At 66.1% G+C, this 23,741-nt stretch carries 23 protein-coding genes and 2 pseudogenes; 20 read left to right on the top strand and 5 right to left on the bottom strand.

Features of this window, described 5'->3' with window-relative positions:
- Positions 1-71: 71 nt before the first annotated feature.
- Together IT347_04150 and IT347_04145 are read right to left on the bottom strand one after the other, a co-directional pair.
- The gene (locus IT347_04150; protein ID MCC6348769.1) at positions 72-860 is read right to left on the bottom strand and encodes an ATP-binding protein; all 789 of its coding nucleotides are present in this window, start codon (positions 858-860) and stop codon (positions 72-74) included.
- Entirely contained in the window at positions 857-2,113 is a 1,257-nt protein-coding gene (locus IT347_04145; GenBank protein ID MCC6348768.1) for an IS21 family transposase, read from the bottom strand. Before IT347_04145 ends, IT347_04150 begins: the two co-directional genes overlap by 4 nt.
- On the opposite strand from IT347_04145, the pseudogene IT347_04140 reads away from it, so the two are divergent.
- From IT347_04140 to IT347_04125, 4 genes and pseudogenes are all read left to right on the top strand, one after another.
- A pseudogene (locus IT347_04140) lies at positions 2,025-3,014 on the top strand (tyrosine-type recombinase/integrase). The gene IT347_04145 and the pseudogene IT347_04140 overlap by 89 nt on opposite strands.
- A gap of 43 nt (positions 3,015-3,057) precedes the next feature.
- Positions 3,058-4,062 (top strand): annotated as a pseudogene (locus IT347_04135) (tyrosine-type recombinase/integrase).
- Positions 4,063-4,214: 152 nt separating this feature from the next.
- Positions 4,215-6,563: a T9SS type A sorting domain-containing protein gene (locus IT347_04130; protein MCC6348767.1), complete on the top strand. Its 2,349-nt coding sequence runs from the start codon at positions 4,215-4,217 to the stop codon at positions 6,561-6,563.
- A gap of 725 nt (positions 6,564-7,288) precedes the next feature.
- The gene (locus IT347_04125) at positions 7,289-7,660 is read left to right on the top strand and encodes a DUF932 domain-containing protein (protein MCC6348766.1); all 372 of its coding nucleotides are present in this window, start codon (positions 7,289-7,291) and stop codon (positions 7,658-7,660) included.
- Positions 7,661-7,730: 70 nt separating this feature from the next.
- Here IT347_04125 and IT347_04120 read toward each other — a convergent pair whose 3' ends face one another.
- On the bottom strand, positions 7,731-8,630 hold the full coding sequence (locus IT347_04120; protein ID MCC6348765.1) for a hypothetical protein: 900 nt from the start codon (positions 8,628-8,630) through the stop codon (positions 7,731-7,733).
- 350 nt (positions 8,631-8,980) lie between these two features.
- Between IT347_04120 and IT347_04115 the strand changes: the two genes are divergently transcribed.
- The 15 genes from IT347_04115 to IT347_04045 all read left to right on the top strand — a co-directional run bounded on the left by IT347_04115 (position 8,981) and on the right by IT347_04045 (position 20,159).
- Entirely contained in the window at positions 8,981-9,652 is a 672-nt protein-coding gene (locus IT347_04115) for a hypothetical protein (protein MCC6348764.1), read from the top strand.
- An 11-nt stretch (positions 9,653-9,663) separates the two neighbouring features.
- The gene (locus tag IT347_04110) at positions 9,664-10,191 is read left to right on the top strand and encodes a YkgJ family cysteine cluster protein (protein ID MCC6348763.1); all 528 of its coding nucleotides are present in this window, start codon (positions 9,664-9,666) and stop codon (positions 10,189-10,191) included.
- Between the two features lie 877 nt (positions 10,192-11,068).
- Entirely contained in the window at positions 11,069-11,629 is a 561-nt protein-coding gene (locus tag IT347_04105) for a hypothetical protein (GenBank protein ID MCC6348762.1), read from the top strand.
- Between the two features lie 58 nt (positions 11,630-11,687).
- Positions 11,688-11,858: a hypothetical protein gene (locus tag IT347_04100; protein ID MCC6348761.1), complete on the top strand. Its 171-nt coding sequence runs from the start codon at positions 11,688-11,690 to the stop codon at positions 11,856-11,858.
- A 234-nt stretch (positions 11,859-12,092) separates the two neighbouring features.
- Positions 12,093-12,419 (top strand): hypothetical protein, encoded by a 327-nt coding sequence (locus tag IT347_04095; protein ID MCC6348760.1) that lies wholly within the window; start codon positions 12,093-12,095, stop codon positions 12,417-12,419.
- The gene (locus tag IT347_04090) at positions 12,416-12,934 is read left to right on the top strand and encodes a Mov34/MPN/PAD-1 family protein (protein MCC6348759.1); all 519 of its coding nucleotides are present in this window, start codon (positions 12,416-12,418) and stop codon (positions 12,932-12,934) included. Before IT347_04095 ends, IT347_04090 begins: the two co-directional genes overlap by 4 nt.
- Before the next feature lies 1 nt (position 12,935).
- Positions 12,936-14,063, top strand: coding sequence for a ThiF family adenylyltransferase (locus IT347_04085; protein ID MCC6348758.1), 1,128 nt, complete (start codon positions 12,936-12,938; stop codon positions 14,061-14,063).
- A gap of 293 nt (positions 14,064-14,356) precedes the next feature.
- Positions 14,357-14,914, top strand: a complete 558-nt coding sequence (locus IT347_04080; protein ID MCC6348757.1) for an SH3 domain-containing protein — start codon at positions 14,357-14,359, stop codon at positions 14,912-14,914.
- Entirely contained in the window at positions 14,904-15,662 is a 759-nt protein-coding gene (locus tag IT347_04075; protein ID MCC6348756.1) for a M23 family metallopeptidase, read from the top strand. Before IT347_04080 ends, IT347_04075 begins: the two co-directional genes overlap by 11 nt.
- A 429-nt stretch (positions 15,663-16,091) precedes the next feature.
- Positions 16,092-17,684 (top strand): type IV secretion system DNA-binding domain-containing protein, encoded by a 1,593-nt coding sequence (locus IT347_04070; GenBank protein ID MCC6348755.1) that lies wholly within the window; start codon positions 16,092-16,094, stop codon positions 17,682-17,684.
- Positions 17,681-18,601, top strand: coding sequence for a replication-relaxation family protein (locus IT347_04065; GenBank protein ID MCC6348754.1), 921 nt, complete (start codon positions 17,681-17,683; stop codon positions 18,599-18,601). The genes IT347_04070 and IT347_04065 overlap by 4 nt, the downstream gene beginning before the upstream one ends.
- The gene (locus IT347_04060; GenBank protein MCC6348753.1) at positions 18,598-19,113 is read left to right on the top strand and encodes a hypothetical protein; all 516 of its coding nucleotides are present in this window, start codon (positions 18,598-18,600) and stop codon (positions 19,111-19,113) included. Before IT347_04065 ends, IT347_04060 begins: the two co-directional genes overlap by 4 nt.
- Positions 19,110-19,295, top strand: a complete 186-nt coding sequence (locus IT347_04055; protein ID MCC6348752.1) for a hypothetical protein — start codon at positions 19,110-19,112, stop codon at positions 19,293-19,295. Before IT347_04060 ends, IT347_04055 begins: the two co-directional genes overlap by 4 nt.
- 47 nt (positions 19,296-19,342) lie before the next feature.
- Positions 19,343-19,660, top strand: a complete 318-nt coding sequence (locus IT347_04050) for a hypothetical protein (protein MCC6348751.1) — start codon at positions 19,343-19,345, stop codon at positions 19,658-19,660.
- A 142-nt stretch (positions 19,661-19,802) separates the two neighbouring features.
- The gene (locus tag IT347_04045; protein MCC6348750.1) at positions 19,803-20,159 is read left to right on the top strand and encodes a hypothetical protein; all 357 of its coding nucleotides are present in this window, start codon (positions 19,803-19,805) and stop codon (positions 20,157-20,159) included.
- 7 nt (positions 20,160-20,166) lie between these two features.
- On the opposite strand, the gene IT347_04040 is transcribed toward IT347_04045, so the two are convergent.
- Both IT347_04040 and IT347_04035 read right to left on the bottom strand, forming a co-directional pair.
- Entirely contained in the window at positions 20,167-20,646 is a 480-nt protein-coding gene (locus tag IT347_04040) for a DUF4411 family protein (protein MCC6348749.1), read from the bottom strand.
- 7 nt (positions 20,647-20,653) lie between these two features.
- The gene (locus IT347_04035; protein MCC6348748.1) at positions 20,654-21,844 is read right to left on the bottom strand and encodes an ImmA/IrrE family metallo-endopeptidase; all 1,191 of its coding nucleotides are present in this window, start codon (positions 21,842-21,844) and stop codon (positions 20,654-20,656) included.
- Positions 21,845-22,471: 627 nt separating this feature from the next.
- Between IT347_04035 and IT347_04030 the strand changes: the two genes are divergently transcribed.
- Complete coding sequence (locus tag IT347_04030) at positions 22,472-23,734, top strand: TolC family protein (GenBank protein MCC6348747.1); 1,263 nt, start codon at positions 22,472-22,474, stop codon at positions 23,732-23,734.
- Positions 23,735-23,741 lie beyond the last annotated feature (7 nt).

Below are 23,741 nucleotides of genomic sequence, written 5' to 3'. Positions count from 1 at the left end.
CCACTTCGAACATTGAAAAGTGGACCACCCCCTGGGGCGGGGCGGTGTGTGGACGGGGTCGTCCGGGGTCCTCACGCCACCGGTACGGGTTGGGGTTCGGGGACGCGGGTCGCAGCGATGGCCCGCTCGCGGAGCCGGTAGCTGTTGCCCTTGATCGAGAGCACGTGACTGTGGTGCAGCAGCCGGTCGAGGATCGCGGTGGCGATGGCGTGGTCGCCGAAGACCTCCGGCCACTCGCTGACCGACTTGTTCGACGTCAGGATCACGCTGGTGCGTTCGTAGCGGTGCGAGACGACCTGGAAGAGGTAGTTGGCCTCGGCTCGCGTCAGCGGCAGGTAGCCGACCTCGTCGACGACGAGCAGCTGGCTCTTGGTCGTGAACGTGCGCAGCTTGGCGTCGAGCTTGCCGACACGATCGGCGGCTGCCAGCTTGCGGATCATGTCGTCGAGCGTGGTGAAGTAGACCGAGGCGCCGTTCTGGCACGCGCAGATGGCGAGTGCGACGGCGAGGTGCGTCTTGCCGACGCCGGGCGGCCCGAGCAGCAGGACGTTCTCCTTGCGCGCGAGGAACGCCAGCGAGGCGAGGTCGAGGACCTGCGCCCGATCGAGCGAGGGCTGGAAGGCGAAGTCGAACGTGTCGAGCGTGCGCACGAACGGCAGCCCGGCCAGGCGCAGCGAGCCGCGGATGCGGCGTTCCTCGCGGGCGGCGATCTCCTCCTCGAACAGCCGATCGAGCACGGCGGCATGGCCATCGGCGTTTTGCTCCGCCGCCTTCAAGACCTCGGGCAGGATGTCCTTGGCGCGCACCAGCCCGAGCCGGTCCAGATGGGTGACGAGACGATCGTAGGTCGGCTGACTCATCGCGGACCTCCCACGGCCTGCTCGTACGCGGCGATGTCGCGCTGCTCGACGCGCTCGAGCGGCCACGGCACGACCGATCGCGGCGCCGGCGGGGTCGGTGCGGGCGTCGCGACCGCAGCCCGTTCGCGCAACCGCTCGAAGCGTGGCCGGCGCAGCGGCGCCACGTGTTCCTCGAGCACCGTCCAGGTGCCGCGCGAGGCCAGCGCATGACGCGCCACGCACTCGGCGCCCGCGAAGATCTCGAGCTGGTCCCCGAGCGGATCGGCCTTGAGCACGACGCGTCGGCCGACGTGCACGTAGGGCACCGAGTAACGCGCACCGTGCAGGCTGACGGTGCAGTCGGACAGGACGCGCCGGATCTCGGCGACGCGCGGATCGAACGCGATCTCGGGTAGCGGCTGCAACGCCGCACGCTCACGTTCGAGTCGCGCCGCGGGGGCTTCGCCCGTGGTGGTGTGCACGCGCTCCAAGCGCAGCGCGTCGACGCCGCTGACCGCCGCCTGCAGCGCGGCGACGCTCGGGTAGGTTGTCCCGAGCACGCCCTCCTCGTCGAGGTCCCGCAGCGATCGCTCGGTCTTGCCCTTGCGCTCGGGGTGATACGGCCAGGCCGGGTCGGGCTCGCAGCCGTAGTGACGGCAGAACGCGAGGAACTGCGGGTGCATCTCGAGATGCGGCTTGGGCCGCAGCACCAGCGTCTTCGGGTTGTCGGGCACCAGCCGGGCCGGCACGCCGCCGGCACGCTCGAACGCCCAGCGGATCGCCGCCAGCGTCGCGGCGAGCCGAAGGTCGGGCACGACCAGCGTCCAGCGCGCGCGCGACCACGCGAGTACGAAGCGGAAGAAGTGCACCGGCAGGCCAGGCTGCCCCTCGATCAGGCCGCGGACCGGGCCCTTCCAGTCGAACTGCGCCTCGATCCCGGCTGCAGTCTCGAAGCGCACGCACGCTCGTGCGCGAGCCCGCTCTTCGCGTCGCCGCTCGCGGACCCAGCGCTTCACCGTCTCGTAGCAGCCGGCGAAGCCCTCGCGGCCGAGTTGGCGGTGCAACCAACTCGCGGTCGAGCGCGGGCGTTCGGCCAGCAGCGCCTCGACCCGGGAAACGTACGGTTCCAACTTGCTCGGTCGCGGTCGGCGCGGGCCATAGCCCTTGGGCGCCGGCGAGCTCAGGATGCGTCGCACCGTCACGCGGGAGAGCCCGGTGACCCGGGCGATCTGTCGCAGGGACTGGCCCTGCCGGTGCATCAGCTTGATGTCCATCCAGACCTCCTGTCGGACCATCGGCTCCCTCCGGACCGGGGCGCTCCACGCGCCCTCTCGGAGGGTCAGCCTACGGCGTGTCGGGTCGTGGCCCCGGCGGAGCCCCCCGACAGGGGTGGTCTACTTTTCAATGTTCGGGATGGATCACTTTTCCATGTTCGTTCACAAGTACGAACACGTCCGGATCGGACGGACGCTATTGCGAGCCCTGCAGCGGGTCGACCAGCAGGTCCCGGCTCCGCCGGCTCTCGACCGCTTGCTGAAGCAAGCCGTGCTCCGACAGCGGCGCCGCCCGCACATCTATTCGCGCGAAGAGATCGGGCTCCTGCTGCGCACGGCACGCGAGTTCCCATCGCCGCACGCTCCACTGCGTCCGCCGACGCTCCACACCATGATCGTCCTGGGCTACTGCGTCGGCCTGCGGATGGGCGAGATCGTCGGGCTGGAACTGCGTGATCTCCGGCCCGGGGAGAACTCGCTCGAGATCCGCGAGACCAAGTTCTTCAAGTCCCGCCGATTGCCGATCAAGCCGACGGTTGTGGCCGCCCTCAGCGACTACCTCGAACTGCGAGCACGGGCCGGGCTCTCGCAACAGCCCGATGCGCGGCTGTTCTGCCACGAGTCGGGTGGCTACGCGTACATCACTGCCGAACAACTCCTGCGCCTCGTCATCCGCGCCGCGGGCCTCAAGCCGGAGGCGGGCCGTCGCGGGCCTCGCGTCCACGATCTTCGCCACACGTTCGTCGTCCACCGGATGCTCGAGTGGTACCGACAAGGGATCAACCCGCAGAGCCGACTGCCCTACCTCTCAACCTATCTCGGGCACCGCGACATCCACGCGACGCTCGTCTATCTCACCATCACCCAGGAGTTGCTCGGCCTGGCGAGCGAGCGTTTCCGCGCCCACGGTGCGGCGCTCCTCGCCAGCCTCGATGGAGGACATCATGCTCACGACCCCGTCGCTCCCGCAACTGCTCCAGGCATTCTTCCACGACTGGCTGGCCCGGCAGCGCGACGCCTCACCCCACACGATCCATGCCTACCGCGACAGCTGGCGCCTATTCCTGCGCTTTGTGGCCGGACGCCGCCGCCGCGAGGTGGCCGCTCTCGGTTTCGCTGATCTCACTGCGGTCGAGGTGCTGGCGTTCCTCGAGCATGTTGAGCGCGTGCGGCACGGCAGCGTCAGCACGCGCAACTGTCGGCTGGCGGCGCTGCGCAGCTTCTTCCTGTTCGTAGCCGCGCGCGAGCCATTCGTGGCGGAGCAGTGTGCGGCCGTGCTGAGGATTCCGACAAAGCGGTCGACGCGTCGATCGATCACTTACCTCGATCCCGAATAGGTCGCCGCGATCCTGGCCCAGCCAGATCGGAAGAGTCTCACCGGCCAGCGTGACCACGCACTGTTGGCGCTGCTCTACAACACCGGCGCCCGGATTCAGGAAGCCCTCACCCTGACGCCGAGCGCCACCCGGCTCGATGCTCCGGCCCAGGTCCGCTTCATGGGGAAGGGCCGGAAGGAACGCATCTGCCCGCTCTGGCCCGAGACCGCCGACCTCATCGGCGCCTTGCTCGGGCGCTGTCCGCGTGGCCTGGATGAGCCGCTCTTCACCAACCGCTTTGGCCAGCCACTACACGCCTCGGGTGTGCGGCTTCGGCTCCGCCAGTACGTGATCGCCGCCGAGCGACTGCATCCGCACCTGCGCGAGAAGCGCGTCACGCCGCACACGTTCCGGCACACGGCGGCCGTCCACCTCGTCGCCGCCGGCGTCGACGTCACCGTGATCCAGAGCTGGCTGGGGCACTCGCACCTCGACACGACGTTCCTCTACGCTCAGGCGAATGTCGAGACCAAGCGACAGGCTCTTGAGCAGGTCGATGGCATTGCGCGTCCATCACGGCCGCCACGATGGAGGAGGGATGCGGCGCTGTTGGCGTGGCTTGACTCGCTGTGATCCACCAAGGAGGCATTGACCCGTGTCGCACCGGGTGTAGTCTTAGCTCTCAAGGGGCGAGCGGTTCTCGCTCTCGACGCACATCCGTGCCGGGGCCGGCGATGCCGGCTCAGCGAGCAAGCCGGCACCTCGCGCCCAAACGGAGGGCCGCGATGACGACTCGCGTGCAAGCAAAGAGCGTAGTGCTCGTTGTACTTCTTGCCATTGCGAGCGATGCCCGCCTCGCTGTTGGTCAGGCGCAGCCATCGAACGACGCCGCGGCGTTCAAGACGTTCTCGCTTTACGCCGACCGAAGTGGAGCGGCGGGCACCACGGATCACGTCAACCTCTATCCGGTGTCGCTCAGTGACACCGCCTACTTGGTGCTCCACACAGTGGGAAGCGTGACGGACACAGTGGCGCTCCTGAATCTCCAGCCCAACGATGCAACCGGCATGGAGGTCAACGGCGCAACGCCAGCGTCGTACGCCGAGTTTGCCGTCATCCCACCGCGGCTGACGACTTCAGTCGCCGTCAGCGTGAACGCCTACTTAGTCTTCGCGGGATTCGATCAGTTCTACGACTTCCTGAAGCCGCTGACGACCGTGACCGTAACCTACGAGGACAATTCGACGTGGGCTGCGACACTGAACGTCGAGCAGCACGTGCGCAACTTCGTTCAGAGCAACGTGAACTGCGGCTCAACCGTCATCTTCCCGGCAACAAGCTTGCCGTACGATCCGCTAGTCGTTCAGCTCTATGCCTCGGGTGGCTACTACCTGGACATGCAGGAACTGCGCCTGCCACGCGTCCCGAAGAAGGTCAGCAAGATCCGCGTCGAGGCAATCAGCCTGGATCACTTCTGCAGTACTTTCGTGCCGCACATCTACGCGGGGTGCAGACTATACGCGGTCTCGCTGTGGCCACGATTCGACCTGCAGAGCCGCACGGGGGCGGGCATCGTGCCACAATACCAGAGCGGGCAATCCTATTCCGGTGATGATTATGGTGGCTACAAGGATCCCGTGACGGGAGCAATCGTCGGCTCGTACCATACGGTCGGAGGGTACGGCTGTTTCCTTGCTGATCTGGCTACGGCGCTTACTTACGTTGGAACGCCGATCAGCGTTCCTGCCCTGAACGCCGCGATGCAGATGGACCAAGGCTTCGAGCCCGAGGCCGTGTGCAAGATTGTCGCAGTAAGCGGGCAGGCCGTGGGCGATACAGTGACCATTAGCCCGCCGCCAGGATTGCCCTCCCTGGCGATTAGCAACTGGTCGGATTTCGTCGTGAATCGCACTTCGGAGAACTACAGCGGTGCCTTGGCCACTTTCACCGTGGTGGACAGCGCTCACGCCCTGATTCTCACGCATCCCGACTTGGGTTTGCCGATTGCTCCGGGGCAGCAGGGATGGGTGTACCGCGGGGTGAACGTGGACAAGGTCGCGAGACTCGCGACTGCGACGAGCACGACCAAGCTGGGCTTTGATTACTTTGGGCCCTCACACAGCCCCGCGCAGGCAGTGGAATCGGCGATGATCGATTCGCTGCCGTCGCTTCTCTTCGTCGGCGAAAGCAAGACCAACCCCCACTGGGTGCTGTCAGCGGGATGGCGTCCCGCGTTCGTGTCAGCTCATGCGGCGCGCGGCACGTATGGGATCGCAAATCCGATTGACCTGACAGGTCTCTCGAGTCTCTTCGCGTCCTACGCAAATCGCTTTGTTGGTGCGTGGGTTGGACGCCTACTTCCCGGATCCGAGCCCCAGGCTGGCCCCTTTGCGGCAACGGGCGTTCAGACTGAACCCGCGACCGTGACTCTCTGGCAGACGGGAAACGCGCACCTGCAATTCACGGGTTCGGGTGGCGAGGTGCTCACCTACGATTCCGTGACCGACGACTACTCAACAAACATTCCGGGTGCCATCGCCGTCCGACAAGCGCAGCCTGGGAACTCCACAGCACCGGCCTCTGACAACGTCCCAGCCGATCTCATCGTTTTGCCGGTAAGTGGCCCCACGACCTATGCGCTTACAGCTACGGCGTCCGCCGCGGGGGCGATGGCACTTAGCGCAACCTACCGAGACGGCCTTGGCTCCGCGCGCGGTGTCGCCGTGAGCGCAACGCTCTCTAACGGTGGCAGGGGCTACTTCGGCATGACGGTCGACCCCGCAGCGCCGAACCCTGTCGCCCTCACCCTGAACTCGACCGTCGGGGTGCTTGAGGAAGCAACCCCGTCGAGCCTGCGTATGCGCATTGCGCCCAATCCTTCGGCGGGGAGTTCCCGAATCGCGTTCAATCTGCCCTTCGGTGGAAAGAGCCGCATCGACATCTACGATGTGAGCGGACGACGGGTGCGCACCCTGACCGACGGAGTCCTCGCGGCCGGGTCGTACGTTGAGGTGTGGGATGGGCGCGGGGACGTTGGAACTCTCATGCGGGCTGGGCTGTACTTCGTTCGCCTTCAGGCCGCCGGTGAGACCATCGTGGCGCGTTGCTTGCGTCTCGACTCTCGGAGCGAGTAGATGCTCCAGCGACCATTGGCTCTTGTCCTTTTCGTACTGTCCATCTTGGCACTAGCGGCCGCAGCCCCCATCGTAGAGCGTAGCGGGCCTAGGCCCGACGCGTATCTCTCCATCACCGTGACCGGGATGTACGCTGACCTTGTACTACTTGACCCAGCAGGGCGCGCCAGCCTGATCACTCCAGCGGGAAGGGAGAGCACCTTCAAAGGATGTCAGCGACTCGACGTTCCCGAGGTAGGCGGGGTGCCGGACAGCCTCGACTACACCAGATTCTACGTCCGAGAACCGACGACCGGATCGTATCGGCTGACCATGACAGCGAGGAAGCCAGCTTCAATTCGGGTCGCAGTCGTGGCGTCGTGGTCCGCTTCTGGCCGCGGCCATAGCGTCGGTGATGACGCCGCGCTGGGGGCGATGCCCGGTGACAAGGTGACCTGCACAATCGTCCTCAAACACGGGACCAGGCTAGACATGGGCACGCGTTCGGCCATGATCTCCGAAATCCGCAAGCGCAGGTAGAAGTGACTGCGTACTGGGCGGACCCTTAAGGCCGCGCAGTAGTCGAGTGGGCGTGCGAGGTTCAGGTGGGAGTAGTTATGTGAAGGAAGGCCAGGGAGAAGTCGGCGTACTGCGCCGGGCTCCCTGACCTTCTGAGCATAATGTGCAACTGCCCATAAAGTCGCTGCTTCGTCTGCGACAACCTCGCCTTCTCAGGTGAGGTGTCCATGAGCCGGAAACACACGATCAACGTGTTCCGCGACCTGCCGGACCTGATCTACCGGATGCTCGGGCAGGTCTCGTCCATGCGGGAGCGCATGGACGCGGAGATCGCGGCGATGAAGGCCCTCGATCTCCCGCAGGCTCACGCGCATCACATCATGGTCGAGGCGATCCGCGCGCGCGTCCTGCCAGCCTCGCGACTCCCCAAGGTGATCGAGGCCTGGGAGGAGCCTCCGCACCCGGAGTTCGCGCCGAGGACGGCCTGGTCGCTCTTCAACGCCTTCACGGAGGTGCAGAAGGCCAACGCGCCGCACGCGCAGATGGAGGGGAGCCTGCGGTTGTCGGCGATGTTCCGCAGAGAGCTTGCGCTCAACTGAACCGTTTTTTCGCGAGGCCGTCCGGCAATGGACGGCCTCCTTTCACCTGTCCAGGCTGCGCAGAAGTCGCTCAGCCCCCGAGTAGCTTCGTCAGGCCCACGAGCAGAGCCTGCCCCGCAGCCCCACCGGCTGCGCCTTCGAGGATCGTGCGAACCGAACGCAGGCTCTCCTTGATGATTGTCGGCTTTGGGCGAGGCGAGCGAGCCTGAATCTCGAGAGTGTCCGCTTCGGCTACGAGTTCGGCCTGCAACTCGGTGCTGAGTCCCAGCTTTGGTGTCTCCGCTCGGATCTGCTCTAAGAACGCTCCCAAAGCCTCGGGATCGGGCAGGGTAGTCGAGAGCTGAATCGCGTTGCTCCCCGCCTGCTGAACCTGCACTCCGGAGACAGCTCCGTAGAAGTTGGTCACATTGTGCGTTGCAGTCGCCGCTGCTGCCTTCTCAGTTGGAGAGAAGGTCAGCCCCTCACCCAAGACACCGCCTTCTTCGAGCTTCAGCGCCCAATCGAGGACCGTGTTTCGCACCGAGTCGATGATCCCGACGAGGGCTGACCGCTGCGTGAAGAGGCTGAGTTGCGTGCGCAACTCGAGGCCGGAACTGAGGCGGAGCGTCTGGTCCACGGGGAAGGGCATGTGGTAGCCCGAATCTCTACCTGAGTCGGTAACGAGCGATTCGAGCTCTGCGATCGATTGCCCACACTTCCGAGCCGAGAGTCGCTTCTGGTCCTCGGCGTCGTTGAAGCCGACGGGAATCCACCCCCGATATGGGTTCCATCCCATCACACGGCCCGTGACCTCGCGGTACTGGGGACACTGCTCGGATGCGGCGTAGCCATTGAGTTCGTGCTCAAGCCACCCTTGAATCTCAGTGAGTCCGAGCTTTCGAGCGACGACGAGCGCTTTCCGCAGCAGGTCGGAGACGCGGACGGTGCGGTCGAGCGCATCCTGCTGAAGTTCAAGGACGATCGAAGCCATCGGTGCTCCTTCCTTGACGACGTGGAGAGATGCAACCTGAGCTGGGCCCAGCACCTCCCGACACCAGGGCCCCAAGTCAACAGGGCAAGGCTGGTCGCGGGCCACGATACAGGGTCGCGGAGCCGACTGTTGTCGCTCAACTTCATGTTCTAGAATACACGGCCTTCCCGGTCTGCTTTGAAGGCGGGGGGGCGAGACTCCGTCAAGAGACGAAATTCGGAGCGAGACCATGCGGGGCCGCGGAGCATTGCCGTGAACCTCTGAGATCCGCCCGAGAAGTGCACCTCAAAGATCCTTCGGTGGCGTCCACCCCAGCCACGAGAGCCGCCGTATCCACCAGGGGGCATGACGTGAGAGCCGACTTCGCGAAGATTCTCTACGTTGTGGCACACGACAATGTGCAGGGCCGCAAGTCAGATGTTCGCGGCCCGCAGGCCGGGCATGGCCTCACGAAGCGCCAGATCAGCGAAGAGCTGTCTCGGCACTTCGGGGCGAAGGAAAGCCCCGACCGAGAGGTGATCGATGATGCCTGTGCCGTCTTCCTTCGACAGAACTATTTCGGGCTCAAAGGCGGCAAGTCAGGCAAGCGCTACCTGCTGCATGAGGACTACACCGCTCCGACTCTGATCCTCGACCGGACTGACGCGCGGATCGTGCTTGCCATTTCCGAACTCGCAGACATGGACGACCAGTTTCCGCTGGAGCACGCGGTCAGGGTGTGCTCAGGCAAGGTGAGTCTCCCGGAGGATGAGGTGCTCAAGCGGATCGACTTGCGGAGTAAGCCGATCAATGACATCAAGGGCTACTTTCAGGAGACCACGACGGGCGCCTACGAGTTGAACTCCAAGACCGTTGAGGAGGAACGTCCTTACCTTGAGCTCGTATCGGAGCTCGGTTTCCGCACCCCCAAGGCAACACTGCCCTCAACGAAGAAGGGCGATTCAGCTGGCAGGCGGACCTCGTCTGCCAAGAATGCGAAGAAGCGAACGGCCAAGAAGGCTCGTGTTGGGCGGAAGGGCTGAGCGGAGGAGCCATGGAAGACAATCAGAGCGCATGGTTCTCGCACTTGGAACGAATCTACGCCGAGACTGCCCACCCGCGCGGTGAACTCAAGATCTGCACGGACTGTGCAGATGCGCCCTGCGAGGTCGGGCCAGAACAGGTGACGCTCCTTCCGTTCGAGGCCGAGTTCATCGTGCAGCGGCTCGAGCACGCCGGCATGAGAGTGTCGTTGGAAGAGGTGAAGGGCATTGCGGGGTGTCAGCACTGTCCGTTCTTTCAGAGTCGACGGTGCGCGATTCATCCCCATCGGCCAGTCGACTGCAGGACCTACCCGATGGTCCCGGTGTTTGCTGCTGACTCAATCACGTTCAGCGTGTCGGGCGTGTGCCCCAGGCGAGCTGGCATGGATGAGCCCTTCGTTCAACTCATGGCTGGTGTTTGGGAACATCTTGCACCTCGACTTCCCGAAGCGTGGAAGCAGGTCTTCAATGCTCGCCAGCCAAGGGAGTTCTTGGAACCATTGGTGAACATTGGGCCGATGACTCCCAGATCCGGCTGAAACATCGAGTGAATGTCTGACGGAACTTCGCCGAACCTGCACCAAAGTAGTGAATCAGCTTGAGGCGACGTCGAAATATTTGACCGCAATATACCCGCAACTGATTGCAGCTCAATAAAATAGAGGTTGACCGCCCCCGCCGCAACTGGCACCATTTTGGCTGTCGGGCGGCAGGGGCGCGAGGTTGAAGCGACAGGCCACACAGGCGGCTCCCGCGGCCCGACGAAGGTGGGATGGCAGACGGTAGAGCTGCTTCTCGAAGCGGTTGAGCAGATGACCCGGTTGTTCTGGGGCCGAGGCTGATCTGGCCACGAAACCCCGCAACCGCTTCGCATCCCGTCGGCTGGTCGGCATTCGAGAGCGACCTTGCTCTCGATCGCTGGGGGGTGCGAGGACTCGCTACAGAATGAGTCCTGAGTGCGACGAACCGAGACGCGGCAGGCGACTTCCCGCGGGTCTTCGGCCCCCTGGCATCACTTAGGTGCAACTCGGCACGGGGGAGGTCGACATGGGGCGCGACAACGGCGATGAGCATGTTCGCGGCGACGCTGCTCGGTTCTTCCCGGCTGGGGATCGCCTCGTGGTGAGGAACTCGGACGATCAGAAGGTGGCGGAGGCGTTTCGCAACGGCGAGATCGTCATCCGACGGCAGGGGCGACGATGTGTCATCCAGATCCAAGCGCTGCTGAGCGCACTTAGGCGAATGGGAGGTCCGAGCGCGAACTGACCGGCTTCGCGAGCCGGGGAAGATCAGCGACACCTTGTAGAAGAGGCGCGCGCCCTCACGGGCCCCAGCCCTTTCGCCAGTACGGCGGAAGGGCGTTCTTGTTGTTCGCCCTTCGCCGAGTTCTCGGCGCAGCACGAAGGGAGCGAGAGCATGAGGACGATGGACACGCGCGAGGCCTGGCTCCTGGAGGCATGCGAGCACCTCCGCCCCCTGTTGCGCGACGCCGGCGTCGAGTGTCCTCCCGTCTCGGTCTCCATGGGCTTCCCGAAGGGTGCCCGTGGGCGGGGCCGATCAATCGGCCAGTGCTGGCCCGAGCAGGCTGCAGCCGACGGGCGCCCCGCCGTCTTCGTCTCACCCGTGCTGGTGAACGCGGAGCGGATCCTCGACGTGCTTCTGCACGAGCTCGTGCACGCCGCCGTCGGTACCAACTGTGGGCACCGCGGCAAGTTCGTCACAGTGGCGCGCGCGTGCGGGCTGGTCGGACCGCCAACCGCGACCACGGCGGGGCCCGAACTCGGCCGTCGTTTAAACGCCATCGCCGATGCGCTCGGCCCTCTGCCGCATGCGGCGCTCTCGGTCGTTGAGCAACCCAAGCAGACCACGCGTCTCCGGCTCTGGCAGTGCGAGTGCGAGGTGAAGGTCCGCGTGGCGTCAGACCAGTTCGACGCCACCTGCAACCGCTGTGGCTCCAGGTTCATGAGAACGGCCTAGGGCCATCTTCCGCCGCCCCAAGGGTTCTTGGGGCACTAGATCAAAGGAGGAGACGAAGATGAGGGACACGCGTGAGCAGCCCGGCGCCGGCAACGACGATGGCGCACGTGAAGTCGAGCTGACGCCCGACGGCGTCGTCCGCGATGTGCAGCCAGTCGAGGCGGCCGGCTTGGCGCCGACGCCGGTGAAGCCGACGAAGTTGTCGCCGCACACGTTCGGCAAGGCCTAGAAAGAGTGGGAGCGGGGTGGTCGTGCGACTGCGGGTCCACTAGACCAACGGTTCCTTCGCGCAGTGGCGGCGAGTGCCCGTTGGCACGAAGGCTCCCCGATTGACGACCGCCCCCGCCTCCTGCAGGCGCGACCCAAACCCCAAATCGACAGCAAGTGAGCAAGGGAGGAGGAGCTGAACATGTGGTTCGCAAGCCAACGAGGCGCCACACGTCTGAGCGCGGAGTTGCATGCCATGAGAGCGCACTTCCCAGGGTTCCGTTTGTTCAAGCTGCCAGGTGGTCGGTTGGCATGGCGCGGCTGGCTGCGTGTTCGTGGCGGCCGGACCTATCAGGTCTCCGCCGAGTTGCCCGATCGCTATCCGAACGAGGCGCCGAAGCTGCACGTCCTATCACCTGCGCTCGTTGGTGGCTGCCCGCACCGGTACGTCGACGGCTCGCTCTGCGTCTATCTCAATCGCTGGAACCCGGACCGGGACACGGTCGTGCAGACGATCGCGAACGCGACCGACTGGCTTCGTCACTACCAGACCTGGCGGCGAACCGGGGAGTGGTCCCGATGATCGCCCGGTTCGTGACGGCCAAGCGCGGATTCCAGCAGATCGAATCGAGCATCTTCGCCTTCCCGGGCGTCGAAACCGGTGGGCTGCTGCCCGGCCGCGTGATCGGCGGTGCGCTGGTGGCACCCTTCACGATTCCCGGTGGTCCGAAGGCGGTGAGGGCCCGGGCACGCTTCAGTCCGGACGTCGAGTATCAGCAAGCGTTGCTCGACCACGCCTACGAGAACTTCGGCTGCACGTTCGTCGGCGCATGGCACCGACACCCCGGCCACTTCGACTCGCCCAGCGCGGTGGATCACGCGACCGCGCGCCACATCGTCACCGACGCGGGCTGGGACCTCGTCCAGGCGGTCTTCCCGATCGCCATCGTGCGCGACGGCGAGGTGTGCGTGCGTGCATACCTGATGCACCGGGACGCGCCCGACTTCCGTGAGATTCCGTTCAAAGTCGTGCCTGACGACGACCCGCTCATCCTCGAAGCACTCGGCGGGCCGACCGCGAGTGCGAGGGAGGAATGACATGCCCACCCAGACCCGCTTGGCCGTGATCCCGGAGGTGCTGGCCGCCGCAGCTACCGCGGGGAGGCGCCAACCCCTCTTTGGAATCTACCGCCCGCAGGAATCGCTCGTTCAGGTGCTGTCGCGCTTCAAGCAGGCCAATCCCGCATTCCGTCGCGTGGGATGGGTGAATCCGGGCTCGCGCGTCCTTGGCCCGCGCCTTTCAGTCGCGCTCGAGGGTGGTGAGGTCGAGATCGAGCTCGAGAAGGACCTGCCGACGCCTGCTTCTCTCCTCGTGCTCGGCAGGGTCGGCGACCTCGACGATCGTCGCCGCGGTCTGGTCCCCGAGCATGGGCTGGCGAGCTTCGAGGCGCACTACGTCGGCGCTGGGTCGCTTGGCTCGGGAGTTGGGTTGCTGCTCGCCCAGGCGGGTGTCGGGCTTCATCGCGTCTACGACCGCGACGTTCTCGACACCGCCAATCTCACGCGCCACATCTGTGGACTCACCGATCTCGGACGTGAAAAGGCCATCGCGACGACTGAGCACCTCTCGATGGCCGGCTGCAACGCCCTTGGCGTGACGGTCGACATCGAGAAGGTCGACGACCGCCAACTGGATCTCCTCCTCAAGCCCGCTGACGTCGTCGTGGCCACAACCGACTCGCCGGTCGTGCAGTTCCTGGTCAACGAGTCAGTCGTTCGAACCGGCAAGATCGGCGTCTTCGCGGGCGCGTACGAGCTCGCACGAGCTGGCGAGGTGCTGGTCGTGCGTCCCGGCAAGGGGCCGTGCCTCTACTGCGCGACCGGATTCAGGGCCACCGTCTCCCCGGCAGCGGGGCCACACGAGCGGCGGCAGGCCTACCAGCGCGCCGACATGAGCAGGCTCACGGCCGAGCCAGGCCTGGGGCTGGACATCACTTACCTCGCATCGGTGGTCGCGGCGCACGTGCTCGCCGTGCTCGACCCGGCGGGGAGTCGAGCTGATCTGCTCGCACACGGCTGCTTCACTCTCCTTCATGGCCCGAGCGCTCCGCAGGCGGAGTACTCGAACCTCTTCCGTCGACCGCTGGACGTTGTCCATGCGCGCGTCATCCGCGAAGACGCGTGCCCTGTGTGCGGCTTCCGCTCGTCTCCGGAGGTGCGCTCGTGACCATCGGCCCCGACCTGACTGACGACAACGGCCGGCTGCGGCCCGAGGTCGCCCGCGCTATCCAGAACGTGCCCGATGGTCCGCTGCCACTCGCGCCTGAAATCGGGTGGCCGGAGGCGGCCGGGGCGCCCGCACCTGTCGTACCGGCTGCGGCTCAACCGGCTGCGGTACCGCCGGCGCGGGCCGACATTCCTGCGCCCGTTCCGGTGCGTCCAGTGGCTCCGAGGTTCGTGCCACCAGCGCCCAACTTGCCGCCGGCCCAGCCTCTCGAGATCCGAATCCCCGTGCCTCGAATGTTCACCGCGCCGGTGCCGTTCGGAATGGCGCTGGTTTGTGCTGGGATTGCGGTAGCCCTCGCGCTCAACGCCGGGGCGCGCTATGGCAATCGGCTCGGGGATCGCCCCTCGGTTCTCGAGAACATCGTGGCTCAGCCGAGGCAGGACACGACTGCGAGCCCGACGCCCGGCGAATCCACGCCAAGAGGCGTTATCAGCGGAGTCAACGTGAACCTCCGTGCGGGTCCGGGGCTGGGCTACGCCGTCGTGACCAAGCTGATGGATCGGCAGCCGGTAGAGATTCGCGAACAGCGAGACGGATGGGTCTCGATCGCCACGAACTCGGGAGCCACGGGGTGGGTCTTCGGTGCCTACGTTAGTGGCGCGCCGAGCACGATTCTGGTGCCAGCTGTCGTTCGCCGCCTCATGGTCGGCGGCGCGGGCAGCTCACGCGTCGTGCTGCGACCTGGTGATCGTGTGCTCCATGAGCGGAGCGATGACGGACGCAGCACCGCCCTTCTGGCCGACGGACGTCGGATGGCCGTCGATGAGGGAGGGCTCGCCGATGTTCGTTGACCTCCTCCGGCTCACGCCCAGCTTCGTGCGCTCGCACGCGGCGTTGCTGCTGTTCGTCCTGAGTGTCGGCGTCCAGGGGGCTGCCTTGCGAGTTGCGATGCAGCGCACGCGCCCGATCGCGACCACGCCGGTCGATGACTGTGATCTCGTGGTTCGCGATGCTGCTCAGGAACCCGCGGTCGAGATACCGGTGGACCTGCCCGAACTTGCGGAACCCATCGACGGCGTCGTCGTGCCGACGTCACCAGATCGGCTTCCCGGCGCTGCTCGTGCCTACCGCGGCGGCGTTCATGAAGGAGTCGACTTCCGGTGCCTGCGCGGAACGCCTGTCCACGCGGCTGAGGATGCGACCGTACTCACGATCGAGAACGAGCCCGTGCTACCTGAGGTACAGCGCAACGCCCTGCTCCGTGAGTGCCGCGAGCTGGGGAACACGCCGCCCGAAGTCTTGAGGGCGCTGCACGGGCGTCGCATCACTCTCAACCTGGGGGTGCGCGATGGCCACCTCTACACGGCCAGCTACTCCCATCTGGATTCCGTTCGCGCCGACCTCAAGCCAGGCACGCGAGTGCATGAGGGTGAGGTCATCGGCATGAGCGGAGCCTCCGGAACGAGCCACGCTTATCGACCTGACGGATGGGGTGAGGTGCATTTCGAGCTGCGCCGGGACGGCCAGCCGCTCGGGCTCGGCTTCTCGCCAGCCGAGGCTCGCGATCTGTACCGCGACGCCTTCGGGGAGGACTGGTAATGGACCGGCTCGTCCGTTCGGCCCAGCGACTCGCCGGACTGCTTCTCGTCTGCGCTGTCGTATTCGGTGCGGCCCGAGCTTCAGTGCAGGGTGACCACGCTTGGATACCGGTGCTGCTCGCCTTAGGCGTCACCAGCTATCTGAGCTTCAAGGCATGGCACTTCGTCAGGAAGTTCCGGCCGAGGCGGAACACCCGAGTCGTCAGGGCTCCGCAACTGCCAGCGAGGGCCCATTGGATGACCCCACGCACCACTCAGCGGAGAGGTAGGCCATGAGGCACGGCAGTCGGGCGCTTCGAGCGATGGTGAGCTCGCGGCAGAGCCAAGAGTTGCAGCCGCGCACCCTGTACGGACCGGAAGTACAGGCCCTGTACGGGGTCGAGATACAGGGTGGCGAGGGCATCGACCTCACTTCGGAGAGGCGCTGGTCATGAATGGCTGGCTGGTTGGACTCGGTGCGCTGGGGGTTGGCGGGTACGCCCTCTCGCGAATCCACGCGCGGCACGGGCAGGCTCAGGAAGAGCATGCACTGGTCCGCCGGCGACTCGATGCGCGCCGGCGACGTGAGTGCGATGCTGTGCTGCGCGACTTCAACAGCACGCGCGGATACCTCGCCGGCCACGTCGCCAAGGGGTCGGACATTCGCGGCTGGATCGATGGCGGAATCTCCCCGGCCGACCTGAGGGCCGAACTGGATGCCCGAGCAGAGTCCATCTCCGGGCCGCTGCTCGGCTACCTCGACCGCGACGGGGAGGAGATCCCGGTTCGGTTGCCGGACTCGCTTCGGGCCCGTCACCAGTACCAGGTGGGGCGGACCGGAACCGGCAAGACGACCGCGCTGCGTCGGATGATCCTGCAAGACCTCGAGGCGGGGCACGGGCTCGCCGTGGTCGCCCCCGAGGCGGAGATGATCTCGGACGAGTTGTTGCCGTACATCCCCAGGTCGCGGTGGGACGACGTCGTGGTCGTCGACCCCGGGGACCTGAACTTCCCGGTGTCGTTCAACCCGCTCCACCTAGACGAGGGCGAGGACCTCGACCTCAAGAGCGCCGAGCTGATGGCGATCTTCCAGCGGCTGGCGGAGGACACGGCGACTGCTGCGCCTCGGATGGAGATGATTCTGCGGCAGGCCCTCTACGCTCTGCTGCCGATTCCCAACACGACCTTGCTCGACATCGAGCGACTCCTCGACCGCCAGGACGACGGCTTCCGCCGCTGGATCATCGAGCAGACCCGAGATGAGGAGACCCGTCGGTTTTGGCGCGACATCTACTCGGCCTACCCCAAGGACGCCCACCTCTCGCTCGTCAATCGCCTGGGGCGATTCCTGCGGCCGCGCACGGTGCGCAACCTGCTCTGCCAGCCCGGCCCGAGCTTCAACGTTCGCCGGGCGATGGACGAGCAGAGAGTCATTCTCTTCAAGCTGTCCGATGGACTCTTGGGCGAGGAGAACGCCCAACTGCTCGGGCAGCTTGTGGTGGCCAAGCTGCAGATCGCAGCACTGAGTCGCGCGAACATCCCGCAGCACCAGCGCCGGCTCTTCATGGTCTACGTCGACGAGTTCCAGCGTTTCGCGAACGTGGCCGCAACCTCGTACGAGGTGATGCTGTCGCGCGCTCGCAAGTACGGTCTCGGACTCGTGCTCGCGCACCAGCAGACCGGCCAGATCGGCGAGAACCTGATGCGCGAGATCCTCGGCAACGTCGGCACGGTTGTCGCGTTTCAGGTCGGGGCCAGCGACGCACGCCGCCTCTCGCGTGAACTCGTCGGCGAAGTCGACGGGCACCTCATGCCGGTGGAGGCGGAGCAGCTCGTGAGCCTGCGCACGGGCGAGGCCGTGTGCCGGATCGGCCGAAGCGTCTTCCGGCTCAGGACGCTTCCGCCACCCGCGGGCGGTCACCCGAAAGTGCGCGAGGAGGTCATTCGCCGCTCTCGCGCCCGCTACGCGCGTCCCGCCGCCACCGCCGAGCGCGCGCCGCGCACGAACGGCCTGAATGGCCTGAACCCGGGAGAGGCACTGTGACCCGCCCCGGCCCGATCGTCACGGAGCGCGACCGCTCCCTTCTCCGCTCGCTTGCGGAGTACCGGCTGCTCACCAGCGAGCAGCTCGAGCGGCTGCACTTCCAGTCGGCCCAGACGGCGCTTCGCCGCCTCCGTCGCCTCGAGCAGGCCGGGCTGGTTGTTCGCAGACGGAGCGACGGCGTGCCGACACAGATCATCTCGCTCTCGCCGCTGGGAGTGGCCACTCTGAACGCGAACGCTACGCCGGGCGTTGGCGCTGCGGTCGCGCGATGTAGGCCCGTCGCTTTGCCGGGCACCTACTTCCTGCGACACCAACTCGAGGTCAATGATTTCCGAATCTCCATTGTGCTGTCGGCCGGCCAGCGGCCGGATGTCGACCTGTTGAATGTGATCGCCGACACCGATCGCACGGCTGTTGCAGCGGCCGCGCAGCCGCGGGCGCTGCTCGCCGAGACGGTGGCGTTCGGCGGCGAGCCGGCGGAGCGCATCACGCATACGCCGGACCTCGCCTTCGCCATGCGGCGTGGCGAGCGCCAAGCGTTCTTCCTCGTCGAGATCGATCGCGGGACTGAGGTCGTGGGGGACCCCAAGCGCGGTGTCGGGTTGTTCGTGCGCTTCTACCTTCGCGCCCTTGTGAACGGTTCCTTCGATGGTCTCCGAGCTCGGCTGGGCCTTCCAGAAGGGCTCCGCGGCTTCCGGGTGCTCGTGGTAACGGCCTCCGCTGCTCGTGTGCAGACGATTCGGGACCGATGGGGCTCCATGCCCATGGAGCACGAGATGGCGAAGCGCTTCATCTGGCTCACGACACGAGGTGCCCTCCACAGCACGAGCCTGCTCGAGCACGGCTGGGTGTCTCTCGATCCGCGTGACGAAACGCACTACGTCGTGGCCCCGAGGCGTGAGGAGGATCGCTCATGAGTCGGCCGATTCGGGCGGATCTCATCCTGGAACGAGATTCGTTGCTGCTCGAGGGAGCTGCCGACCTTGGCGCCGAACTCCTCGACGCGATCGAAGTGGAACTCGAGCGCTGCGGTCTCGACGGCTCGTCCCGCTGGACGCGCGGACTCGCGAGCCTGGACCCGCGACGCCGGCGGGATGTCCGCGAGTTCCTCATCGTCACCCACCGTTGGGTTCCGGACCTGTCGTACTGGGTCGGGTGCCGCGCCGCCGGCATCCACCTCGAGGTGCTCACCCTGACGACGTTATCGCCGTCTTGGCTCAAGCGACGCCTCTCGTCGCTGGCCTTCGCCGGCGAGTGGTGGCGCCTGTCGATGCCCCACGGACTCGCGCAGGAGGAGGCGGTCCGGATCTGGCTGACCATGCTTCACGAAATCGTGGGTGGATCGGCCAAGGCCTTGTTGCGGCAACTCGCGGGAGGGGGCGCGACAATCGTGCCCGTGACCCGGGACCCGCTGGGAGAGTGGACATGAGTCCGACCTTCACCGTGACTGTCAGGCGCTGGGACGTCTTTCGCTACCACAACATCATCGCCAACTCGGGGGCCGAGGCCGAGGAGAAGGCGCTCGACCTGGAGGCGATCGACGACGGCAACAACTCGATCCACATGGATGGCGGTGTCGACAGCGCCACCGCCGAACTCGAAGAGGACTAAAGAAGATGGCCGGGAGCGTTGGCTCACTAACCGTAACCAACATGCCTATGTCTCGACGAATCCTGGGCGCGCTCCTTTGGCTCGTGCTGCTTCCCGTCGTGGGCGTCTCACGACTGGTGTGGCACTCGTTGTCCGTGCTGGCACGCTTCAAACCGAAGACGTTGCTGGTCCTCGTGGGACTGGCAGTGGCCTTGAGCACTCCGAACCCCGTCAGCGCTCAGCTGGACGAGGCCGGGATCTGGCCCCCAGGGCACGTGATTCTCGAGCCCGTCGTGCTGGTGCTCGGTGTCTTTGTGCTCTACCACGGCCTGCGCTCACGTTGGCTTCGACGCCTCGGCAGGGGCTTGCTGGCTGGCGGCGAGTGACCGGACGAGTCTGAGAGCAACACGCCGGCTGCACGCGCGGGATCAAGCGGAACGGCTTCCCGGACCGCCGAGCCTGCAGGTTGAACCTGCGGCTCAAGCGGGTCGGCGCCTCCCGGCCGCTGAATCACGGAAAGGGCAGGTCATGAACTCCGACCGCAGTGCACTGCTTGCCGCGGTACTGGCCGATCCAGGCCGCGTGCATCAGCTCGAGGTCGAGGATGCCGCCGTGTTGCTCGCTCAGGTCGCTGCAATCCAAGCGACGCTGGCGGCCCGCGTGGCATCGATCGCCCAACCGGGCCCGGTCCGGCGGCAGGAGGAAGACCGGCTCATCTCGGTCGAGGACGCCGCCGGACGACTCGGCGTCACGCCGCGCTGGCTCTACCGGCACGCGCCCAGACTGCCCTTCGCAAGGCGGCTGTCCAGGAAAGCCCTACGGTTCTCGGAGCTCGGGTTGAAGCGGTGGCAGGCCGCGCAAGGGCCCCAAAAGGGTGCAGCGTGAGGCGGCACTAGAACCGCCACCCCTCACGCCGCATCAGCCCCAACAGGTTGATGCACGGAAGGCCGAGGTCCCGGCAGACATCGGGAATGAAATGTGTCCGCCGTGGGTTGCGCTTCTCGGAGGCTGGGGTCTCCTGCGTGACCACGATCCCGTCGCGCAGCTGGGCCAACGCGATCACGTAGGCGTCCGCCTCCTCGAACTCGGCTCTGGGATCGAGAAGCCCTGGGAACTGGCCCTGGATGGCCTGAGCGGGTGCCAGAAGGTCCCCTGTGCGCACGAAGATCCCGGCGTGCGAGTCGGTCCACTGCTTGAGGCCAGACGTGCCGACCTTGTCGAGTTCCTCTCGAACCAGTGCAGGGGCCATAAGACGGCCGGCTCCAACCAGAGCGTCCATGCTCGACGCCAGACCCACGAAGACGTCGGTGGGGAAGTGGCGGGCCTGCCAGTCCATCAGCGAGCTGGAATCCACCGAGTAGATTGCGGCCACGGCCAGCCTACTCGCCAGCGCCGGCGCCCAGGGCGCCCTCGCGCAGGTGATCGCCCAACTTCTCGAAGTGTTCGAACTTCAGATCGAGATAACGAGCCGCGTCGACGGACGTGATGCGATTGGCCGCCAGGGCGTCGAGCACGAGGGTGGCGAAAGGCCGGCCCGCCCGGTTCACAGCCTTTTCTACGGGAGTGGCGAACCCACCCCGTCGCGGCTGGAGGGTGGCCACGAAACCGTCCCACTCGCGGCGCCAGGCGTTGTACTTGGGCCAACTCATGAACCCGGATTCGCGGAGTCGCGTGGCCATCGCCAGCGGCGTGACCCGGAAGCGTCTCGCTAGCGCCCGAATCTCCGACAGACTCCAGGCGCGATCGGCACCCTGAGACGGCAGCGCGGCTCGAAGGACCTGCTCTGGTATCAGGACGTGGCTTGCCACGCTTTCGCCGAAGCGCTCCACCACCGCCCACGCCTCGGTCGAACGCTGCTCTCGGATCGCCGGGACTTCCTCGTTGCCGGCGGCAAGCATGACGTGCACCAGCTCGTGGAAGAGCGTGAACGCTCGTGCCTCAGGCATCTCCTTGCTGTTGATCGCGACAACGGGGAGGGGGTCGCGGAGTATGGCGAGGCCGCGAGCCTCGTCGAGGGCGACGCTCGGGAACACGAACACGAAGACGCCCATGTCCTCGACGGCGGTACGCCAACCTGCCCAGGCGCGCCACTCGTTCGGCCATGCAAACTGGGTGTCGATGTCGATCCCCGTGGCGCGCCTGAGACGGGAAGCCACCTCGGCCGCGGGTTCGCTCAGGCGAGCTCGAAGCGGGAAGGTTTCGACCTTCTCGCCGAGTTCCTCCATGAGGTTCAGCGCGTTCTCCCTGCGCGCGAGCATCTGGCGAAGCGCGATGCGCAACTCGGGAGACTCCTGCCCCGGTGTAACCCCGGGGAGCCGTCTGTACTCGGCCCCAAGCGGAACGAGCTGAGGTGGGCGGGACTGGAAGAAGACCCCGAGCGGACGCCGCAGGAACTTGGCGAGCTCCTCGAGCTGGCGTTCGGTTGGCTGCCTCTCGCCTTTCTCCCACGCTCGGACTCGCTCTTCCTTCACGTGGAGTCGGGTGGCGACCCGTTCGGGCGCGTAGCCGCTCTCCTCGCGGGCCCAGCGGAGGACTTCAGGGTTCACAGCGATCGAAGGGGTGGGAGACATGGTCTGGACAGACTAGTCCTTCGTGCCCTCGCCTGTCAGCAAGGTCGGGGCGCCCGCGACGCATGGGCATTGACAGAGCCATCGGCACGCATCTAGCCTCACACGCTCATGCGTTCCGTCCTCCTCTACTTGACCCATTTCTACTTGGTCCTTGCGGTCCTGGCCGGTGTGCCCGCTGGTGCCTGCCGGGCCGTGCTGTGCGTTGCCCCGAACGGGCACGTGGCGATCGAGGTGGGAGGGGGCAGGTGCGGAGACTATTCCGCCACCTCCAGCAGAGACCTCGAGAACTCCGGCGTCTGCACGACGCCGGATGGGTGCGCTAGTTGTGTCGACCTCCCCATGGGCAAGCAGGTCCTCAGCTCCGCGCACCACGGGGCGCCCAGCACGCACGCGTCATTCGCCTCACTGACGCTGAACGCGAGCAGCGCGCCTGTCGCCGACCTGACCGGTGCGACTGTGCGGGTCGCCGTGGCGCAAGTCGAATCCTCTCGCCCGGCGTTCCCACCCTCCCGGACGACCGTCCTCCGAAACTGAGCTCCTCCGCCGTTCGACCGCGAGACCACATGGTCCTCGCTGCCGTTTCCATTTCGGCCGAGTCCCTTACTCGCTCTCCGGAGGAGCCATCCCTTGATGCAGCCTTTCCATGCTTTCTACCGATCCAATCGTCTCTGGACCAGTCTCGCATGCGTCGGCCTCTGCGCATGGCTGGTCGGCCTGCCGGGCCGAGCACGATCCGAGGCGCTGACTCTCGACTCGTGCGTTGTCCGGGCCTTGGTTCACAATCCGGGGCTTCGCGTCGCCGATCAGGACATCAAGGCGGCCCGAGCTCGAATCGGACAAGCAGGAGCGTTCGAAGCCCCGAGCCTGTCCTATGAGGCGGGGAAGCTCGGCACTCCAGTCAGTCGCGATGAGCACGAAACTTCTGTGCGGTTGTCGCAGGAACTGGGCGCGCCTGGCGCCAGAGGTCGCGCCAAGACGGTCGCTCGAACCGAGCTGGCGATCGCCGAGGCGACGCGAGCATCCCTCGCCCTCAAGCTGAGAGGCGACGCCACTCGCGCCTACCGCCGCCTGCAGGCTGACGCCCTCAGCCTCCTCAGGCTGGAGAGCCTGCGCCGGACGGCTGTCGATTTCGAGCAGATGGTGAGCGCTCGCCTTCGCACGGGAGGCGCACGGTACCTGGATGTCCTTCGGGCTCGCTCGGAGAGGGCCCGGATTGAGAATGATGCGGTGGAGGGCCTCCGCGCGCTCCAAGAGGATCGCCGAACGCTAAACACCCTCATGGCACGAGGCACCGAGGAGCCACTCGAGCCGGCGGACTCGTTGGTCTATGTCCCCCTCGCCGACAGCCTCCAATCTCTGCTGACAACGGCGATGGCGAATCGTCCGCGTCTGCGAGCCGCACAGTTGGAGGTCGAGCGCGGCGAATCGCAGGTCGGGCTTGCTCGTAGCGGCCGGATGCCCTCGGCCTCGATCAGTGCCGGGCTTGACCGAGTGCCCGGCTCCGAGAGCCCGGGGATCGGCGGCGAGATCTCGTTCACGCTGCCCTTCGCACCATGGACAGACCGCCGGTCACGCATCACTGAGGCGCACGCGACATCGAGTGGTGCGAGAGCCCGGTTGGAAACCACACAACGCGAGGTGGATCTCGCCGTGCGGAACGCCTATGAGGCCGCCCGCTCCGCCGAACAGCAGGTGCAGCGGTTCAACCGCGTGCTGCTGGCCGATGCTGCTGACGCGATTCGAACCGCCACACAGAACTACCAGACCGGCCAGATCGACGGGCTCGAACTCTTCGAGACGCTGCGGACCTTCCGCTCGATCGAGCTCGAATACATCCGGGCGCTGCTCAACTACGAGCTTGCCCTGACCGACCTCTCGGTCGCGGAGTGATCACCCC

The organism is Candidatus Eisenbacteria bacterium, assembly GCA_020847735.1.
Taxonomy (GTDB): Bacteria; Eisenbacteria; RBG-16-71-46; order RBG-16-71-46; family RBG-16-71-46; genus CAIXRL01.
The sequence above is the reverse complement of the archived record's forward strand: the minus strand, read 5'-3'. Positions and strand labels throughout refer to the sequence as shown.

Coding starts and splice junctions, on each gene's coding strand:
- IT347_04105 (MCC6348762.1), top strand. CDS start 11,069: ATGAGGACGATGGACACGCGCGAGGCCTGGCTCCTGGAGGCATGCGAG.
- IT347_04110 (MCC6348763.1), top strand. CDS start 9,664: ATGGAAGACAATCAGAGCGCATGGTTCTCGCACTTGGAACGAATCTAC.
- IT347_04045 (MCC6348750.1), top strand. CDS start 19,803: ATGAACTCCGACCGCAGTGCACTGCTTGCCGCGGTACTGGCCGATCCA.
- IT347_04070 (MCC6348755.1), top strand. CDS start 16,092: ATGAATGGCTGGCTGGTTGGACTCGGTGCGCTGGGGGTTGGCGGGTAC.
- IT347_04145 (MCC6348768.1), bottom strand. CDS start 2,113: ATGGACATCAAGCTGATGCACCGGCAGGGCCAGTCCCTGCGACAGATC.
- IT347_04085 (MCC6348758.1), top strand. CDS start 12,936: ATGCCCACCCAGACCCGCTTGGCCGTGATCCCGGAGGTGCTGGCCGCC.
- IT347_04055 (MCC6348752.1), top strand. CDS start 19,110: ATGAGTCCGACCTTCACCGTGACTGTCAGGCGCTGGGACGTCTTTCGC.
- IT347_04120 (MCC6348765.1), bottom strand. CDS start 8,630: ATGGCTTCGATCGTCCTTGAACTTCAGCAGGATGCGCTCGACCGCACC.
- IT347_04090 (MCC6348759.1), top strand. CDS start 12,416: ATGATCGCCCGGTTCGTGACGGCCAAGCGCGGATTCCAGCAGATCGAA.
- IT347_04080 (MCC6348757.1), top strand. CDS start 14,357: ATGTTCACCGCGCCGGTGCCGTTCGGAATGGCGCTGGTTTGTGCTGGG.
- IT347_04035 (MCC6348748.1), bottom strand. CDS start 21,844: ATGTCTCCCACCCCTTCGATCGCTGTGAACCCTGAAGTCCTCCGCTGG.
- IT347_04075 (MCC6348756.1), top strand. CDS start 14,904: ATGTTCGTTGACCTCCTCCGGCTCACGCCCAGCTTCGTGCGCTCGCAC.
- IT347_04060 (MCC6348753.1), top strand. CDS start 18,598: ATGAGTCGGCCGATTCGGGCGGATCTCATCCTGGAACGAGATTCGTTG.
- IT347_04150 (MCC6348769.1), bottom strand. CDS start 860: ATGAGTCAGCCGACCTACGATCGTCTCGTCACCCATCTGGACCGGCTC.
- IT347_04095 (MCC6348760.1), top strand. CDS start 12,093: ATGAGAGCGCACTTCCCAGGGTTCCGTTTGTTCAAGCTGCCAGGTGGT.
- IT347_04125 (MCC6348766.1), top strand. CDS start 7,289: ATGAGCCGGAAACACACGATCAACGTGTTCCGCGACCTGCCGGACCTG.
- IT347_04100 (MCC6348761.1), top strand. CDS start 11,688: ATGAGGGACACGCGTGAGCAGCCCGGCGCCGGCAACGACGATGGCGCA.
- IT347_04050 (MCC6348751.1), top strand. CDS start 19,343: ATGTCTCGACGAATCCTGGGCGCGCTCCTTTGGCTCGTGCTGCTTCCC.
- IT347_04130 (MCC6348767.1), top strand. CDS start 4,215: ATGACGACTCGCGTGCAAGCAAAGAGCGTAGTGCTCGTTGTACTTCTT.